This is a genomic window from Roseiarcus sp. (genome assembly GCF_049514155.1).
GTDB lineage: Bacteria > Pseudomonadota > Alphaproteobacteria > Rhizobiales > Beijerinckiaceae > Roseiarcus.
Window position 1 is genome coordinate 1 of record NZ_JBEKVH010000001.1, and the last position, 14,210, is coordinate 14,210.

The 14,210-nt window shown below is 67.5% G+C and carries 14 protein-coding genes; 5 read left to right on the forward strand and 9 right to left on the reverse strand.

Annotated features, from left to right (window positions below; genetic code table 11):
* Positions 1 to 11: 11 nt before the first annotated feature.
* A complete protein-coding gene (locus ABSF49_RS00005; protein ID WP_424110566.1) occupies positions 12 to 2,417 on the forward strand; it encodes a phosphoketolase family protein in 2,406 nt (801 codons plus the stop codon).
* Positions 2,418 to 2,465: 48 nt separating this feature from the next.
* Here ABSF49_RS00005 and ABSF49_RS00010 read toward each other — a convergent pair whose 3' ends face one another.
* Positions 2,466 to 2,993, reverse strand: coding sequence for a methyltransferase family protein (locus ABSF49_RS00010; protein ID WP_424110567.1), 528 nt, complete (start codon positions 2,991 to 2,993; stop codon positions 2,466 to 2,468).
* Positions 2,994 to 3,051: 58 nt separating this feature from the next.
* Positions 3,052 to 3,258: a DUF465 domain-containing protein gene (locus ABSF49_RS00015; RefSeq protein WP_424110568.1), complete on the reverse strand. Its 207-nt coding sequence runs from the start codon at positions 3,256 to 3,258 to the stop codon at positions 3,052 to 3,054.
* 258 nt (positions 3,259 to 3,516) lie between these two features.
* Between ABSF49_RS00015 and ABSF49_RS00020 the strand changes: the two genes are divergently transcribed.
* Positions 3,517 to 3,705 (forward strand): YdcH family protein, encoded by a 189-nt coding sequence (locus ABSF49_RS00020; RefSeq protein ID WP_424110569.1) that lies wholly within the window; start codon positions 3,517 to 3,519, stop codon positions 3,703 to 3,705.
* A 56-nt stretch (positions 3,706 to 3,761) separates the two neighbouring features.
* On the opposite strand, the gene queG is transcribed toward ABSF49_RS00020, so the two are convergent.
* The 5 genes from queG to ABSF49_RS00045 all read right to left on the reverse strand — a co-directional run bounded on the left by queG (position 3,762) and on the right by ABSF49_RS00045 (position 8,636).
* The gene (gene queG / locus ABSF49_RS00025; protein WP_424110570.1) at positions 3,762 to 4,991 is read right to left on the reverse strand and encodes a tRNA epoxyqueuosine(34) reductase QueG; all 1,230 of its coding nucleotides are present in this window, start codon (positions 4,989 to 4,991) and stop codon (positions 3,762 to 3,764) included.
* The gene (locus tag ABSF49_RS00030; protein WP_424110571.1) at positions 4,889 to 5,581 is read right to left on the reverse strand and encodes a glutathione S-transferase family protein; all 693 of its coding nucleotides are present in this window, start codon (positions 5,579 to 5,581) and stop codon (positions 4,889 to 4,891) included. The genes queG and ABSF49_RS00030 overlap by 103 nt, the downstream gene beginning before the upstream one ends.
* Positions 5,582 to 5,673: 92 nt before the next feature.
* Positions 5,674 to 6,315 carry a bifunctional nicotinamidase/pyrazinamidase gene (gene pncA / locus ABSF49_RS00035; protein WP_424110572.1) on the reverse strand — a complete coding sequence of 214 codons (642 nt, stop codon included), beginning with the start codon at positions 6,313 to 6,315 and terminating at the stop codon, positions 5,674 to 5,676.
* The gene (locus ABSF49_RS00040) at positions 6,308 to 7,270 is read right to left on the reverse strand and encodes a lysylphosphatidylglycerol synthase transmembrane domain-containing protein (protein WP_424110573.1); all 963 of its coding nucleotides are present in this window, start codon (positions 7,268 to 7,270) and stop codon (positions 6,308 to 6,310) included. The genes pncA and ABSF49_RS00040 overlap by 8 nt, the downstream gene beginning before the upstream one ends.
* Before the next feature lie 97 nt (positions 7,271 to 7,367).
* Positions 7,368 to 8,636: an NRAMP family divalent metal transporter gene (locus ABSF49_RS00045; RefSeq protein ID WP_424110574.1), complete on the reverse strand. Its 1,269-nt coding sequence runs from the start codon at positions 8,634 to 8,636 to the stop codon at positions 7,368 to 7,370.
* Between the two features lie 203 nt (positions 8,637 to 8,839).
* Here ABSF49_RS00045 and ABSF49_RS00050 point away from each other — a divergent pair, with 203 nt between their 5' ends.
* Positions 8,840 to 9,175: an MgtC/SapB family protein gene (locus ABSF49_RS00050; protein WP_424110575.1), complete on the forward strand. Its 336-nt coding sequence runs from the start codon at positions 8,840 to 8,842 to the stop codon at positions 9,173 to 9,175.
* 7 nt (positions 9,176 to 9,182) lie between these two features.
* Here the strand turns inward: ABSF49_RS00050 and ABSF49_RS00055 are convergent, their stop codons facing one another.
* Entirely contained in the window at positions 9,183 to 9,806 is a 624-nt protein-coding gene (locus ABSF49_RS00055) for a transglutaminase-like cysteine peptidase (protein WP_424110576.1), read from the reverse strand.
* A gap of 248 nt (positions 9,807 to 10,054) precedes the next feature.
* Here ABSF49_RS00055 and ABSF49_RS00060 point away from each other — a divergent pair, with 248 nt between their 5' ends.
* Both ABSF49_RS00060 and ABSF49_RS00065 read left to right on the forward strand, forming a co-directional pair.
* The gene (locus ABSF49_RS00060; protein WP_424110577.1) at positions 10,055 to 11,938 is read left to right on the forward strand and encodes a potassium transporter Kup; all 1,884 of its coding nucleotides are present in this window, start codon (positions 10,055 to 10,057) and stop codon (positions 11,936 to 11,938) included.
* A 170-nt stretch (positions 11,939 to 12,108) separates the two neighbouring features.
* On the forward strand, positions 12,109 to 12,840 hold the full coding sequence (locus ABSF49_RS00065) for an outer membrane protein (RefSeq protein ID WP_424110578.1): 732 nt from the start codon (positions 12,109 to 12,111) through the stop codon (positions 12,838 to 12,840).
* An 8-nt stretch (positions 12,841 to 12,848) separates the two neighbouring features.
* Here the strand turns inward: ABSF49_RS00065 and ABSF49_RS00070 are convergent, their stop codons facing one another.
* Entirely contained in the window at positions 12,849 to 14,120 is a 1,272-nt protein-coding gene (locus tag ABSF49_RS00070; protein ID WP_424110579.1) for a phenylacetate--CoA ligase family protein, read from the reverse strand.
* Between the last annotated feature and the right edge of the window lie 90 nt (positions 14,121 to 14,210).

The following is a 14,210-nucleotide window of genomic DNA, read 5'->3' on the forward strand; positions in this document are numbered from 1 at the left end:
AAGGAACAGCGATGGCAACGCAGCTTGCGCAACGCGAACTTGAGCTGATCGACGCCTATTGGCGCGCCGCCAACTACTTGTCGATCGGACAGATCTACCTCTTCGACAATCCGATGCTGCGCGAACCGCTGGTCAAGGAGCACATCAAGCCGCGTCTGCTGGGCCACTGGGGCACGACGCCAGGCCTGAACTTCATCTACGCCCACCTCAATCGCCTGATCAAAGCGCTCGACCTCGAAGTCATGTTCGTCACCGGACCCGGCCACGGCGGCCCGGCGCTCGTCGCCAACGCCTATCTCGAGCAGACCTACAGCGAGGTCTATCCCAACATCTCATTCGACGAAGTCGGGATGAAGCGGCTGTTCAAGCAGTTCTCGTTCCCCGGCGGCATTCCCAGTCACGTCGCGCCGGAAACGCCCGGCTCGATCCACGAGGGCGGCGAGCTCGGCTACGCGCTGTCGCACGCCTATGGCGCGGCGTTCGACAATCCGAGCCTGATCGTCGCTTGCGTCGTCGGCGACGGCGAGGCGGAGACCGGCCCGGCCGCGACCGGCTGGCACTCGAACAAATTCCTCAACCCGAAGACCGACGGCGCGGTGCTGCCGATCCTGCACCTCAACGGCTACAAGATCGCCAACCCGACCGTGCTCGCCCGCATCCCGCATGACGAACTCGACCAGCTCATGCGCGGCTACGGCTACGCGCCGCGCTACGTCGAGGGCGACGACCCGATGACGATGCACGCGCTGATGGCGGTGACGCTCGAACAGGCGATCGCCGACATCGACGCGATCCAGCAGGCGGCGCGCAACGGCGAAACCTCCGCCCGCCCCGCCTGGCCAATGATCGTGCTGCGCTCGCCCAAGGGCTGGACATGCCCGAAGGAGATCGACGGCAAGCGCACCGAGGGCTCATGGCGCGCCCACCAGGTGCCGATGAGCGAGATGTACGAGAACCCGGAGCACGTGCGCATTCTCGAGCAATGGATGAAGAGCTACCGGCCGCAAGAGCTGTTCGACGAAGCCGGGCGCCTCAGGCCCGAGCTCGCCGAACTTGCGCCGAAGGGAACGCGCCGCATGGGCGCCAACCCGCACGCCAACGGCGGCGCGTTACTGCGCGATCTCAAATTGCCCGATTTCCGCGACTTCGCCGTCGCCACGCCGACGCCAGGAGCGGCGAACGCCGAGGCGACGCGCGAGATGGGCCGCTTCCTCGCCGAGGTCATGCGGCTCAATCTCGACCAGCGCAACTTCCGGCTCGTCAGCCCCGACGAGAGCAACTCCAACCGCTGGCAAGACGTGCTGACGGTGACGAACCGCGCCTGGGACGCGGAAACCCTGCCCTACGACGACCATCTCGCGCCCGACGGGCGGGTGATGGAAATGCTCAGCGAGCATCAGTGCCAGGGCTGGCTCGAAGGCTATCTGCTGACCGGGCGGCACGGCTTCTTTTCGTGCTACGAAGCGTTCATCCACATCATTGATTCGATGTTCAACCAGCACGCCAAGTGGCTGAAGGTTTGCAACGAAATCGGTTGGCGGCGGCCGATCGCCTCGCTCAACTATCTCTTGTCGAGCCTCGTCTGGCGTCAGGACCACAATGGCTTCAGCCACCAGGACCCCGGCTTCATCGACCACGTCGTTAACAAGAAGGCCGAAGTGGTGCGCGTCTATTTGCCGCCGGACGCCAATTGCCTGCTGTCGGTCACGGACCATTGCCTGAGAAGTCGCAACTACGTCAACGTCGTCGTCGCCGGCAAGCAGCCGGCCCCGGTGTGGCTGACCATGGATCAGGCGATCAAGCACTGCGCCTTCGGGCTCGGCATTTGGGAATGGGCAAGCAACGACAAGGGCGGCGAGCCCGACGTCGTGATGGCCTGCTGCGGCGACGTGCCGACGATGGAGACGCTGGCGGCGGTCGATTTCCTGCGAAAGCGCCTGCCGGAGGTGAAGATCCGCGTCATCAACATCGTCGACCTGATGAAGCTGCAGCCGCCGAGCGAGCATCCGCACGGACTGGCGGACGCCGACTTCGACGCACTATTCACTGTCGACAAGCCAATCATCTTCGCCTTCCACGGCTACCCGTGGCTGATCCATCGTCTGACCTACCGACGCCACGGCCACGCCAACCTGCATGCGCGCGGCTACAAGGAGGAAGGGACGACGACGACGCCGTTCGACATGTGCGTCATGAACGATATCGACCGCTTCCACCTGGCCAATGACGTCATCGACCGCGTGCCCGGCCTCGCCGCGCGCTGCGCTTACATCAAGCAGGAGATCCGCGACGCGCTGGTCGACCACCGCGAATACATTCGCATCCACGGCGACGACATGCTGGAGATCAAGGGCTGGACGTGGGGCGCGACCCAGGGCGCGGTCCACGTGAGCTCGACCGAAGCCGACAACGTCTGACTCGGCGATCGCGGCCGCGCGCTGCGGACCGGCGCGCGGCCGCCTCGGTCAAAGGACGAACGGGATGAACATCTTCGACGTTTTCATGTAGGCGGCGTAGGCTGCGCCGAACGTCGCGAGCATATCCTGCTCTTCCGCTTTGGCGGTCATGTAGACGGCGACGACGACGATCGCGAACACGACGATCGCCGGCCAGTAGGTCGGCTGCTTCAGGGCGACGCCGGTCGCGAGCAGAAACAGCGACGCGTACATCGGATGGCGGATGTAGCGATAGACATTGTCCGTCACCAGCACGGTCGTGTATTCGAAATGTCCCTGCGGCCTGCCGCGGCTCCTCAGCAGCCCAAAGCCGGCGATCGCCAGATAGATCGACAGAGCGAGCGCAATCCACGAAACGATCTGGACTGTCGAGCCCGGCGCGTTGAACCACGCCTTGTCGTTCATCAACACCAGCGCGAGGATCCCCTCGAACACGACGAACCGATACGGGCCTTGCCGCCGTGGGTTGACGATCGCGTACCGCCAACTGAAATAGGCGAATGCGATCGTTCCCAGAAAAAATATGAAGATCGCCACGCTGCGCCTCCTCCGGGCGCGGCGCCTCCGCGTCGGCGCGAAGACGGATTCGCCGCCCTCAGGCGATGATATCGGGGGTCAGCGCGTCTTCGAGTTGCGTCAATCGGTCGCGCAGCAGCAATTTGCGCTTCTTGAGCCGCTGCAACTGGAGCTGATCGGCCTGGCCGGCCAGAAGCAGCGCCGCGATCGCGGCGTCGAGATCGCGATGCTCTTCGCGCAACCGCTCCAGTTGAATCGACAGCGCGGCGCGCTCTTCCTCGCTCATTTCGCTATGCGCCATGCCGCATTTGGCCCGAATCGCGCCTGCTAAAGCGGGCGCCCGCCCAGCGACTATGCAAGCGGGCGCCGGACCGCGCAAGCGGCCGGCGGGGTCGCGACCGAGGCCGCGGCGGCCGAGGTCATGAAGCGCTTACGTTCGTCGCGAAATTTGGCTTCGATTTGAACGTCAAACTCGTCTGGAGGGCTTGCAAGGAATGGACTTTGTGTCACAATTTGTTCGTCAATGAGCCAAGGGAGCCTGCCAATGTCCCTAGAATCGCATCTGACGGAACTTGTGCGCCGCCACCAGGCGATGGATAGCGCGATCGCCCTGGAAGAGCAGCATCCGTCAGTCGACGATGTGAAGCTCCACGAGATGAAGCGCAAGCGACTCCAGCTTAAAGACGAAATCGAAAAACTCAGGCAAGAGACCGAGCACGCGACGACGCACTGAAGCGTCACTTCGCGAATTCCCCTTTCGCGTCTAGCGTCCGTCGGGTCCCGTGGGGCTCAGCGCTCCGCCGGGACCGCGAGAGCCGTTTTCCACTCTTCCAGCACCGCGGCGTCGCGCTCCTCCGGCGCGAATCGCAGAGCGGCGGCGTGTATTTTCGCCGCGGAGGCGAGTCGGCCGAACGCCCACACCGCCATCGCCCTGACCAGCGGCGAATCTGTCTCGATTCCGCTCCGCGCCGCCGCGATCAGCGACCGGTCGCCGGAGTTGCCGATCGCGATCATCACATTGCGCAGAAAACGCGCGTGACCGATCCGCTTGATCGGGCCGCCAGCGAAGCGCGCGCGAAAGCCGGCGTCGTCGAGCGCGGCGAGTTCGGCCAGCGGCGGCGCCGCGCGGTCGTCGCGCCCGGCGAGCTTCGCTTCGGCGCCGACGCGAGCGAACTTGTTCCACGGACAGACCGCGAGACAATCGTCGCAGCCGTATATACGGTTGCCGATCAACGGCCGCAGCTCGCGCGCGATCGCCCCCTCGTGCTCGATCGTCAGGTACGAAATGCAGCGGCGCGCGTCGAGCTTGTAGGGCGCGGAAAAGGCCGCCGTCGGGCATGCGTCGAGGCAGGCGCGGCAGACGCCGCAATGATCGCGCTCGGCCTCGTCCGGCGGCAGGCTGAGATCGGTGAAGATCGCGCCGAGGAACAGCCATGAGCCGAATTCTCGGCTGACGAGATTGGTGTGCTTGCCTTGCCAGCCGAGGCCGGCCGCCGCCGCCAGCGGCTTCTCCATCACCGGCGCGGTGTCGACGAAAACCTTGACCTCGACCGCCTGGGGGCGGGCCGCGGCGACGAGCCAGGCGGCGAGCGTCTTCAGCTTGCCTTTGACCACTTCGTGATAGTCACGGTTGCGCGCATAGACGGAGATCGCGCCGCGGTCCTTCTGTTCGAGCGCCACGAGTGGGTCGGCGGCGGGTCCGTAGTTGAGCGCGAGCATGACGACGCTCTGCGCCTCCGGCCACAGGATCTTGGGATCGACGCGGCGAGCGAAGGTTTCCGCCATCCACGCCATGTCGCCGTGCGATCCGGCGGCAAGAAAGGCGGCGAGGCCGTCGCGCGCGCCGGGCGGTGCGGCGGCGGCGGCGACGCGGCAGCCGTCGAAGCCGAGCGCGCGAGCGCGCGCCCTAAGGCCGCTCAGAAGTCGAGATCGGCGTAGCTCGCGCTGGCGCTCACGCCCGGCAGGCTCTCGTTCAGCAGCGGCCGGAACGACGGCCGGGACTTGATCCGCGCGTACCATGCCTTGGCCGTCTCGCTTTCGTTCCACGGCGCGTCGCCGAGATAGTCGACGCAGGACAGATGGGCCGCCGCCGCCAGGTCGGCGTAGGTCAGCTTGTCGCCAGCGAGCCAAGAGCGCGTCCCGGCGAGATAGCCGATGTAGCGCAGATGATAGCGCAGATTGGCGCGCGCCACCCGGATCGCGTCCATATCCGGCGCGCCGCCGCCGTCGCGAGAATTCATGTAGCGCTTGTAGATCTTCTCGGTCACCAGCAGATAGCTGGCCTCGGCGTAGAACTTGACGTTGAACCAGCGCATCAGCCGCCGGACCTCGACCCGGCCAAGCGGCTCCTCCGGCAGCAGGCGGCGATCGCCGAGGGCGAGGCCGCGCGTCTCATCGAGATATTCAGCGATCACGTCGGCGCCCGGCACACTCGGCGCGCTCTCCTCGCTCAGCACCGGCGTCGCGCCCTCGGCGTTGAGCAGCAGGAATTCGCGCCGCCGCTCCCATGGCCGTTCCTCGACCAGCGTCGGCTCCACGCCGAACTCGGCCAAGACCAGGCGAATGAAGCGTGATTGCGGACAGAACGGATGGTGATGGAGGGTGATCATCGCGATACGCGCCGACGACAGCCGTGAACAACGGCGGCAGTCATGGAGCGCCGCTGGTTAAGCCGCCGTTAAGTCTCCGCTCACGCCTGCATTCAGGGAAGAAGCGCGGCCGACGCGATGCGTCGCACGCCTGTCGCGTCCATCCGCGTCCGGGCCGCCGCGAGCGAACCGTTGGCGTCGATCGCTCGGCAGGCGTCCTCGACGACGAAGGTTTCAAAGCCAGCGATGCGGGCGTCGAGCGCGGTGAAGGCGACGCAGAAATCGGTGGCGAGCCCGCAGACGAAGACGCGGTCGACGCCGCGCGCGCTGAGCAGAGCGCCGAGCCCGGTCGTCGTCTTGCGATCGGCCTCGAGGAACGCGGAGTAGGAATCGACCGCGGCGTGAATCCCCTTGCGTAGCACGAGGAAAGCGGAATCGACGGCAAGACCCGCGACGAGCGCCGCGCCCGGCGCGCCCTGGACGCAATGATCCGGCCACAACACCTGCGAACCGTAGGGCGCCGCGATCATGTCGAACGGCTTTGCGCCAGGATGCGAGGAGGCGAAGGAAGCGTGGCCGGGCGGATGCCAGTCCTGGGTCACGACCACCTGCGCAAAGGCGCCGATCAGCCGATTGACCAGCGGCAGAATCGCCTCGCCGTCCGGAACCGCGAGCGCGCCGCCGCGCACGAAATCGTTCTGCACGTCGACGACGATCAGCGCGTCTTCGTCGCGTGCAGCGAGCGCGTCATCCATCGTTTCGTCCTCGCAGGCGCGCCTTGACCAGCTCGCCGATCCGCTCGCGCTCGAAGGCGACGACGACGAACAGCGAGAACAGCAGCGGCAGAATAAGATAGAGCAGTCGGAAGACAAGCAACGCGGCCAGCACGCTCGCCGGCGGCGCGTCGGGCATCGCCTTGAGAAACGCATATTCGAGGACGCCGAGGCCGCCCGGCGCATGGCTGACCAGCGCCAGGGTGAACGAAGCAAGGAACACCCCGAGCACGACGATGAAGCCCGGATTGCTCGCCTGGGGCAGAGCGAAATAGATGATGCCGGCGGCGCCGAGCAGCTCGAGCGGACCGGCGAGCAATTGCCGCGCGGCGATCGGCGGACGCGGATAGACGAGCGCGAAGCCGCGCAGGCGCAGCGGCTTGAAATGCAACAGCGAGCCGACCGTGTAGAGCCACGGGCCGGCGAGCAGAATGAGGCCGAGCGAGCGCCCCGCCCAGTCGGGCAGGCCCGCCACGTAGCGGTCGGCGAGAGCGGGGTCGATCAGCAGCGTCAATCCGGCGAGCAGCACGTTGCCGAGGGTGAAGGTGAACGAACAGAACGCCACCAGCAGGCCGACTTCGCCGACCCCAAGCCCCTTGGTGGAGTAAGCGCGGTAGCGGACGACGGCGCCAGACAGAACCGAGGCGCCGACGTTGTGGGCGAGCGCGTAGGTGGTGAAGGAGACGAGGCTGACGAAGCGCCAGTTCAGCCGCCGGCCGAGATGCCTGAGCGCGATCTGGTCGTACCACGCGAGCGCGCAATAAGCGGCGGCGGTCGAAGCGGCGGCGAGCGCCCAGCGCAACGGCGAGATCGCGTCGACCGCATCCTCAACCTCGGCGAGCGAAAGACCGCGCAGCTCCTTGAACAGCAGCCAGGACGTGAATGCCACCGCCCCGAGGCCGACGATCGGCCACAGGACGTCGATCACCCGTTTCATGCTCGTTCCGCGCCTGGCGCTCCGGCGCCTTACGCGCCCGCCCTTTCCCTGCACGAGCGGGGCGGCCGGCGCAAGGCGTCCATCCGGCGCGTCGGCCTCAGAGCAAACCGGCGATCGCCGAGCCGACGCCGACCCCTGCGACCGTCAGGAAGGCGAAGGCGGTCGCCACGGCATAGAAGCCGCGCAGGCGCAGCGGCTCGGGCAACGCCGTGCGGGCGAGGAAATAGAGGAAGCCGAGCACCACCGGCAGCAGCACGGCGTTGGCGACGCCGGCGGCGATCGACAAGCTGACGAGATTGGCGCCCGAGGCGACCAGCGCACCGCCGGCGGCGAGCAGCAGCGCCATCGCGCCATAGAACCACGGCGCCTGCGACGGGCTGTGGTCGAGCGAGCTGCCGACGCCGAACGCTTCGCCGACCGACCACGCCAGCGTCAGACAGACGACGATGGTCGCGGTCAGCGCGCTGCCGGTGAGACCGAGGACGAAGACGACATGCCCGAAGGCGGTCCCGAGCGTCGCGGTGAAAGCGGTCTCGATGTCGGCGATCGAGTCGAGCGTGCCGTGGGCGGAGAGCGTCGCGCCGGCGGCGATCAGCAGCGCCGAGGTGATCACCTGGCAAACGACGACGCCGACCAGCGTCTCGACCCGCGCCGCCATCAGATGGGCGGGCCTGAGACCTTTATGCACGGTCGCCGACTGCTGGTAGAGCAGCGCCCAGGGAATGACACTGGTGCCGAGATTGGCGGCGAGCAGCGTATAGAATTCGGGGTCGCGCGGCGGCGCGCGCAAGACCTCGGCGACGATCGGCTGAACGCCCGGCGCGGCGCGCCACGCCATCGCCAGGAAGGCGATCTCGAACAGGCCGAAGAACAGCGCCACGCGCTCGACCGAGCGATAGGAGCCAGTCACCACCATCGCCATCAGACCGAAGAACGCGAGCGCCATGGTCGCGCCGACTGGCGCACCGACCGCCTGGCCGGCGCCGGCGAGCCCGGAAAGCTCGCTGACCAGCGCGCCAAAACAGCTCGCCGCCAGCACGGCGAGGAGCAGCAGCGCCGGCGCGCGGCCGAAACGGCGGCGCGCCAGCGCGACCGCGCCCTGCTGCGCGCCGAGGCCGATCCGCAGCGCAAGCTCCTGGGCGAAGAACATGAAGGGGATGAACAGCAGATTGGAGAGCAACAGGCGATAGCCCCATTGCGCGCCGCTTTGCGCGACCGTGACGACGCTGCCGGCGTCGGTGTCGGCGAGCATCGCCACCAGGCCCGGCCCGGCGACGACGAGGAAGGCGCGCCACGACAACCGGGAAGACGGCCACGGTCGAGGACCGTCCCCGACTTCGGCCGCGCCGTCGCGCCGGTTCGCCATTGCGTCGTCTCCGCATTCGCGTCGTCGGGCCGCGAGGCGCCGGGGCCGCGCGCCCGCCATAGGGCGGTTTCCGCCGCGGCGCAATTGCTCGCTTTGCGGCCGCTCGAGGCCGGCCGCGGCGCCGGGGTCGTTTGCCGACACGACGACGACACGGTCGCGCCTAAACGGGCGCGGCGTCGTCGCTTTCGCACGCCGAGGTTCCCATGCGCTTCATCGAGACCTTCGATCTCTCCGCTTTCGTCAATTCCGCCGTCTGCCTGCTCGCCGCCTTCGTCCTCGGCACGCTGATCGGCGCAGAGCGGCAGTATCGCCAGCGTTCCGCAGGCCTTCGCACCAACGCGTCGGTCGAGGCGCTGGAAGGCGCGCATTATCCCGTCGCGGAGGTCGAAACAAGCGGGCGCGGCGACGATCTGGTCGACATCGTCGCGACGCTGGCGGCGACGTCGGTCGTGGCTGAGAAGCTCGACGCGGTCGCAGCCAAGCTCGAGCGCGCGCGCGGCGTCGAACACGCGACTTGGGAAGGCATTGCGACGGGATGAGTGGACGTCAGTCGCCGCTGGCGACGCTCGTCGCCGCGCCGGTCATCGCCAGCCAGACGTTGGGGTCGTCCTGCGCCTGGCGCTTGATGAAGCGATAGCCGGTCCCGTCCCAAGGCAGGATTTCATCGGTGAGGTTGTCGAGGACGAAATCGCCGCGGTCGGTTTTGACGGTGAGAATGGCGTGGCCCTCCCCGTCCTGGTCGCGCACGATCGTCATCAGCAGCGCCTGACGCGGGAAGCCCTGGTCGACGAGCTGCTTGCGCTTGAACAGGGCGTAGACCTTGCAATCGCCCTTGCCGTCGGTCGGATAATCCCAATGGTCGAGCATCGTGCCCCAATGATCGAGATTGCTGATCGGCTCGATCTCGGCGTTGGCGAAAGCGTTGACCTTGGCGAGGGTCGCCAGCACCTGCTTGGTCAGGTGGATGTCGCGCGGGGTCAGCTTGCCGAGATTGCACTCCTCCGGCCGGCGGCCGCAGAAATCGACCCAGCCGTAGGGAATGGACGTCGGCGCCCCGACTTCGGCGAACGACGCGCTCGGCAGCTTCGGCTCGGAGGCCTGGACTAGGCCGCTGAACGCCGCGCCGAAGAGAACCGCCCCAAAAGTCGCTCGCGCAACCCAACCGAACATCGTCGCCCGCCTCGCCGTTTTCGACACGGGACAAGTTCGGCCAATCGGCTTGGCGCGACGAAAAGCAATTCGGTAAAATTCGAAGCATCTCCGGTAGGAAGAAACCCTGAAATTTCTTAAGGTTGACCGGTTCTTACGGCGCCCGGGAGGCGGCGGACCGTGCCGGCTTTCCCTTCGTCACAGACGCGACCTATAGAATTGGCAGAGGTTTTTCGCGCCGTCGCGGCGCGGACGCGAGCGGGACGGCGATGGCGGAGAGCGGGGACAGGGCGCGCGGCGGCGCGAACCGGCGGCTGGCGACGATGGGCGTCGCCGCGCTCGGCGTCGTCTTCGGCGACATCGGCACCAGCCCGCTTTACACCTTCAAGACCGTGCTCGACTTCGCCGGCCCGCGTCCCGAACCCGCCATGGTCCTCGGCGCGCTGTCGCTGATCGTGTGGACGCTGATCGTCGTCACCACGATCAAGTACGTCAATGTCGCGATGCGCATCGACAACGACGGCGAAGGCGGCGTGATCGCGCTGATGACGCTGCTCGGCGTCAAGCGACATCGTCGCCCGATCATCATCGCCGCCGGCCTGTTCGGCGCGGCGCTGATCTACGGCGACGGCGCGATCACGCCGGCGATCTCGGTCCTGTCGGCGCTCGAAGGCGTCGAGCAGGTCGCGCCGGCGCTGACGGCCTATGTGCTGCCGGCGGCGACGCTCGTGCTGCTGCTGCTGTTCGCCGTCCAGCCACAAGGCACGGCGCGCATCGGCAGGGCCTTCGGCCCGATCATGCTGCTGTGGTTCGGCGTCATGGCGGCGCTCGGCCTGTGGGGGATCGCCCAGCACCCGGCGGCGCTGTGGGCGCTCAATCCCGTCTACGGCCTGCGCTTCCTCGCCTCCGGCGGACTGAACGGCTTCCTCGTCCTCGGCGGCGTGTTTCTCTGCGTGACCGGAGCGGAAGCGCTCTACGCCGACATGGGCCATTTCGGCGCCGGCCCGATCCGCGTCGCCTGGAGCGGCGTGGTCTTCCCGAGCCTCCTGCTCAACTATGCCGGCCAGGCGGCGTTGGCGCTCGACGGGGCGCCGATCGACGGCAACATCTTCTACCGTCTCTGCCCGACCCCGCTGCTGACGCCGCTCATTGCGCTGGCGACCGTCGCGACCGTGATCGCCAGCCAGTCGATCATCACCGGCGCCTTTTCGATGACGCGCCAAGCGATCCAGCTCGGCTGGCTGCCGCGCCTCGTCATCAAGCAGACCTCGGCCGAAGGTTATGGCCAGATCTACGTCGGGGCGGTCAACTGGCTGCTGATGATCGTCACCCTCGGGCTGACGCTCGGCTTCGGCAAGTCCGACAATCTCGCCGCCGCCTACGGCATCGCGGTGTCGCTGACGATGCTGATGACCACCGTGCTGCTCTTCATCGCCATGCGCGAGATCTGGGGCTGGAACGCGCTCGCCGCCGGCGCGCTCGCCGGACTGTTTCTCGTCGTCGACGGCGGATTCTTCGCCGCCAACATGGCCAAGGCGCTGCAGGGCGGCTACGTGCCGCTGCTGCTCGCCAGCGCCGTCTATGGCGTGATGTGGATCTGGCATCGCGGCTCGATCGCGCTGCACGAGAGCGCCATCGCCGACCTGACGCCGACGGCGACCTTCATCGCGACGCTGGATTCGGGCGCCGTCGCGCGCGTGCCGGGTTCGGCGGTGTTTCTCACCCGCGCCAAGAACGACACGCCGCCGGTCCTGGCCTGGCACGTGCGCAAGAATCGCGCGCTGCACCAATACGTGCTGGCGCTGACGCTGACCGTCGTCTCGACCCCGCGCGTCGCGGCGGGCGAGCGGCTGACGATCGAACGCGTCGCCGACCATTACTGGCGCGCCGAGGCGCGCTACGGCTTCATGGAGCAGCCCGACATTCCCGCGCTCGTCGCCGAATGCAAGGCCGGAGGCGCGGAGATCGACCTCGCCGACGTCACCTATTACGTCGGCCACGAGACCATCGTGCCGCGCGAGGACGGAAAGGGGCTGGCGCTTTGGCAGGAGGAGATTTTCGCCGCGATGGCGCGCAACGCCGCCCGCATCAGCGATTATCTGCGCCTGCCCTGCGACCACGTCGTCGAGATCGGCCGCGAGATCGAAATCTGACCAGTGCGGACCCTCCCGGGCGTCGCGGTCGCTGTTGCCGTTGGGCCGCAGCGCGTCGCGAACTTAGCCCTTTCCCTAGAGTTGGCGGTCTTCTGCTCCGTCGCCGATTGACTCTCGCGGTCCAATGCTTTGAACTATTATAATAATAATTGACGCTTTGGGGGCCGTTGATGTCGATAACTCGCAGCCTGGCGCTGGCGTCCGTCGCGCTATGCGCCGTGGCGTCAGCCGCCGCCGCCGCCGACCTGCCGACCATGAAAGGGCCGCCGCCGGCGCCGGTCGCTTCGCCTTTCTCGTGGACCGGTTTCGACGTCGGTCTGCAGGGCGGTTACGGCTGGGGCGCCGAGAGCGACGACCTCAGCGTCACATCATTTGGCTTCACGGCGGATCACTTCACCGCCAACAGCCCGTTCGGCGGCGCGCATGTCGGCTATGACCAGCAATTCGGCTCGTTCGTCATCGGCGCCCGCGCCGAACTCGACGGCTTCGACTTGCACGGCGCGACCGCCGCATCGAACGGCAGCTGCTACTCCGAGGGCTGCACCGTCACGCTCGCCTTCCACAACACCTGGCAGGCGTTCCTGCTGGCGCGCGCCGGCGTCGCCTTCGACCGCTGGCTCGTTTACGTGACCGGCGGCCTAGCCGTCGGCGACGATCGCGAGAGCGCGACGATCACCCAGACGAACGGTGGAACCCTATGGTCGGGATCGCAGACCCAAACGCTCACGGGCGGGGCGATCGGCCTGGGAGCCGAATACGCGTTTGACGCCCATTGGCGCCTCGGCGCGGAATGGCGCTACGTCGACTTCCCCAAGTCGTCGGGCTTCTCCGCGGATGGCGTCCCTTACAGTGCGGGCTTCAACGAGAATCTCGCCCTCGTCTCGCTGAGCTACGGCTTCTGAGCGCGCGCTCAGGTCGGCGGGACGATCAGCGAAAGAAACGGCTCGTAGGGCTTGCCGTTCGCCATTGGATTGGCGATCGCCTCGATGAAGGCGATCGTCGTGCGGTGTGCGGGCAACGCTGCATCAAGATAAGCGCGCAGCGCTTGCGCCTCTTCAGCAGTCGGCGGCCTTGGCGCGACGATGTTGAACGTCATCTCGCCGAGGCTCGTCTGCACCAATTGCCACTCGCGGTGGTCCAGCACTTTCGCGAGCGTGTCCCCCCGAATGGCGGAGGGCAAGAACGGCCGACCGTCGGGCAGCCGCAGCAGGTTGCGCGCGCGGCCGATGACCGTTTCGAGCCGACGCAGGCCGGGCGCGCGTTTCGGCGCGGCGGCCGAGAACCGCACGTAATCGCCCGGCGTATAGCGGATCAGCGGCGTGGCGAACGCGAACAGCGGCGTCACGACGACCGGCGTCGCCGACTTCCCTTCCGTCGCTGAGCGTGGCCCCTCCAGCCAGACGATCTCCTCGTTGACGCGCAGTCGCCCGTCCGGGCCTTCGGCGGCGACCGGGCCGAGCTCGCTCGCCGAATAGAGGTTGACGACCTTGGCGCCGAGGCCGCGCTCGATTCGCGCGCGCGTCTCGGCGGTGAGGACCGAGCCGGCGACAAGCACAGCCTTGAGGTCAGGCAGCCCGCCCGCGCCCGCCGCTTCCGCCCAGGCCATCGCGACGCTCGGCAGCGCCAGCGCGTGCGTCGTGCGATGACGCCGCAGCCTGTCGACCTGCGCCGCGAAATCGATGTCGGTGGGGACGACCAGAAGCCCCCGCGGCGGCTCGCGCGCCGGCGCGACGTTCTTCGACATCGCGAAGGCCTGCATCGGCCACAGATCGTTCCAGCGCAGCGCCCGGTTGATCAGAACTTCGGAGGCGACGCGCTGCACCAATGTCTGGCGGAACTTGAGCGGCGTGCCGGTCGAGCCCGAGGTCGAATAGGCGGCGAGTTCGCCCATATCGGGCGGGGTGACGCGCGCCTGAAGCGCATCCTCGTTGGCCTTCGCCTCGTTGCGGCTCAGGACCGGCACGTCCCTCCAGCCGGCGAGGTCGAAGGCGCCGTCGGCGCGAAACAGCGGCTTCAGCCGGCCGCTGTCGCGATAGAACGGCACGTTCGCGGCGGCGTGGCGGACGAGCCGTTCGATCAGCGCCGCCTGCCGCCGCTCGACCTCGCGGCGGGGAAAGTCGGGGCTGGCGGCGAACGCCTGCGTCAACTGCTGGAAGATCAGCTTCGCCTGCAGATCGGACATGCAGGCTCCTTACCGTCTTTTCCGCCGCGCAGCGAGGCGCGGCGGCTCTAGCCGTTCCGCGTCTTCCCGCTTATCCTCGCCCCGCCTCAC

Excerpts from the sequence above, each read along its gene's own strand:
- ABSF49_RS00040 (WP_424110573.1), bottom strand. The coding sequence starts at position 7,270 with ATGAAACGGGTGATCGACGTCCTGTGGCCGATCGTCGGCCTCGGGGCG.
- pncA (WP_424110572.1), bottom strand. The coding sequence starts at position 6,315 with ATGGATGACGCGCTCGCTGCACGCGACGAAGACGCGCTGATCGTCGTC.
- queG (WP_424110570.1), bottom strand. The coding sequence starts at position 4,991 with ATGGTACGCGCGGATCAAGTCCCGGCCGTCGTTCCGGCCGCTGCTGAA.
- ABSF49_RS00070 (WP_424110579.1), bottom strand. The coding sequence starts at position 14,120 with ATGTCCGATCTGCAGGCGAAGCTGATCTTCCAGCAGTTGACGCAGGCG.
- ABSF49_RS00005 (WP_424110566.1), top strand. The coding sequence starts at position 12 with ATGGCAACGCAGCTTGCGCAACGCGAACTTGAGCTGATCGACGCCTAT.
- ABSF49_RS00065 (WP_424110578.1), top strand. The coding sequence starts at position 12,109 with ATGTCGATAACTCGCAGCCTGGCGCTGGCGTCCGTCGCGCTATGCGCC.
- ABSF49_RS00045 (WP_424110574.1), bottom strand. The coding sequence starts at position 8,636 with ATGGCGAACCGGCGCGACGGCGCGGCCGAAGTCGGGGACGGTCCTCGA.
- ABSF49_RS00050 (WP_424110575.1), top strand. The coding sequence starts at position 8,840 with ATGCGCTTCATCGAGACCTTCGATCTCTCCGCTTTCGTCAATTCCGCC.
- ABSF49_RS00030 (WP_424110571.1), bottom strand. The coding sequence starts at position 5,581 with ATGATCACCCTCCATCACCATCCGTTCTGTCCGCAATCACGCTTCATT.
- ABSF49_RS00020 (WP_424110569.1), top strand. The coding sequence starts at position 3,517 with ATGTCCCTAGAATCGCATCTGACGGAACTTGTGCGCCGCCACCAGGCG.
- ABSF49_RS00060 (WP_424110577.1), top strand. The coding sequence starts at position 10,055 with ATGGCGGAGAGCGGGGACAGGGCGCGCGGCGGCGCGAACCGGCGGCTG.
- ABSF49_RS00015 (WP_424110568.1), bottom strand. The coding sequence starts at position 3,258 with ATGAGCGAGGAAGAGCGCGCCGCGCTGTCGATTCAACTGGAGCGGTTG.
- ABSF49_RS00055 (WP_424110576.1), bottom strand. The coding sequence starts at position 9,806 with ATGTTCGGTTGGGTTGCGCGAGCGACTTTTGGGGCGGTTCTCTTCGGC.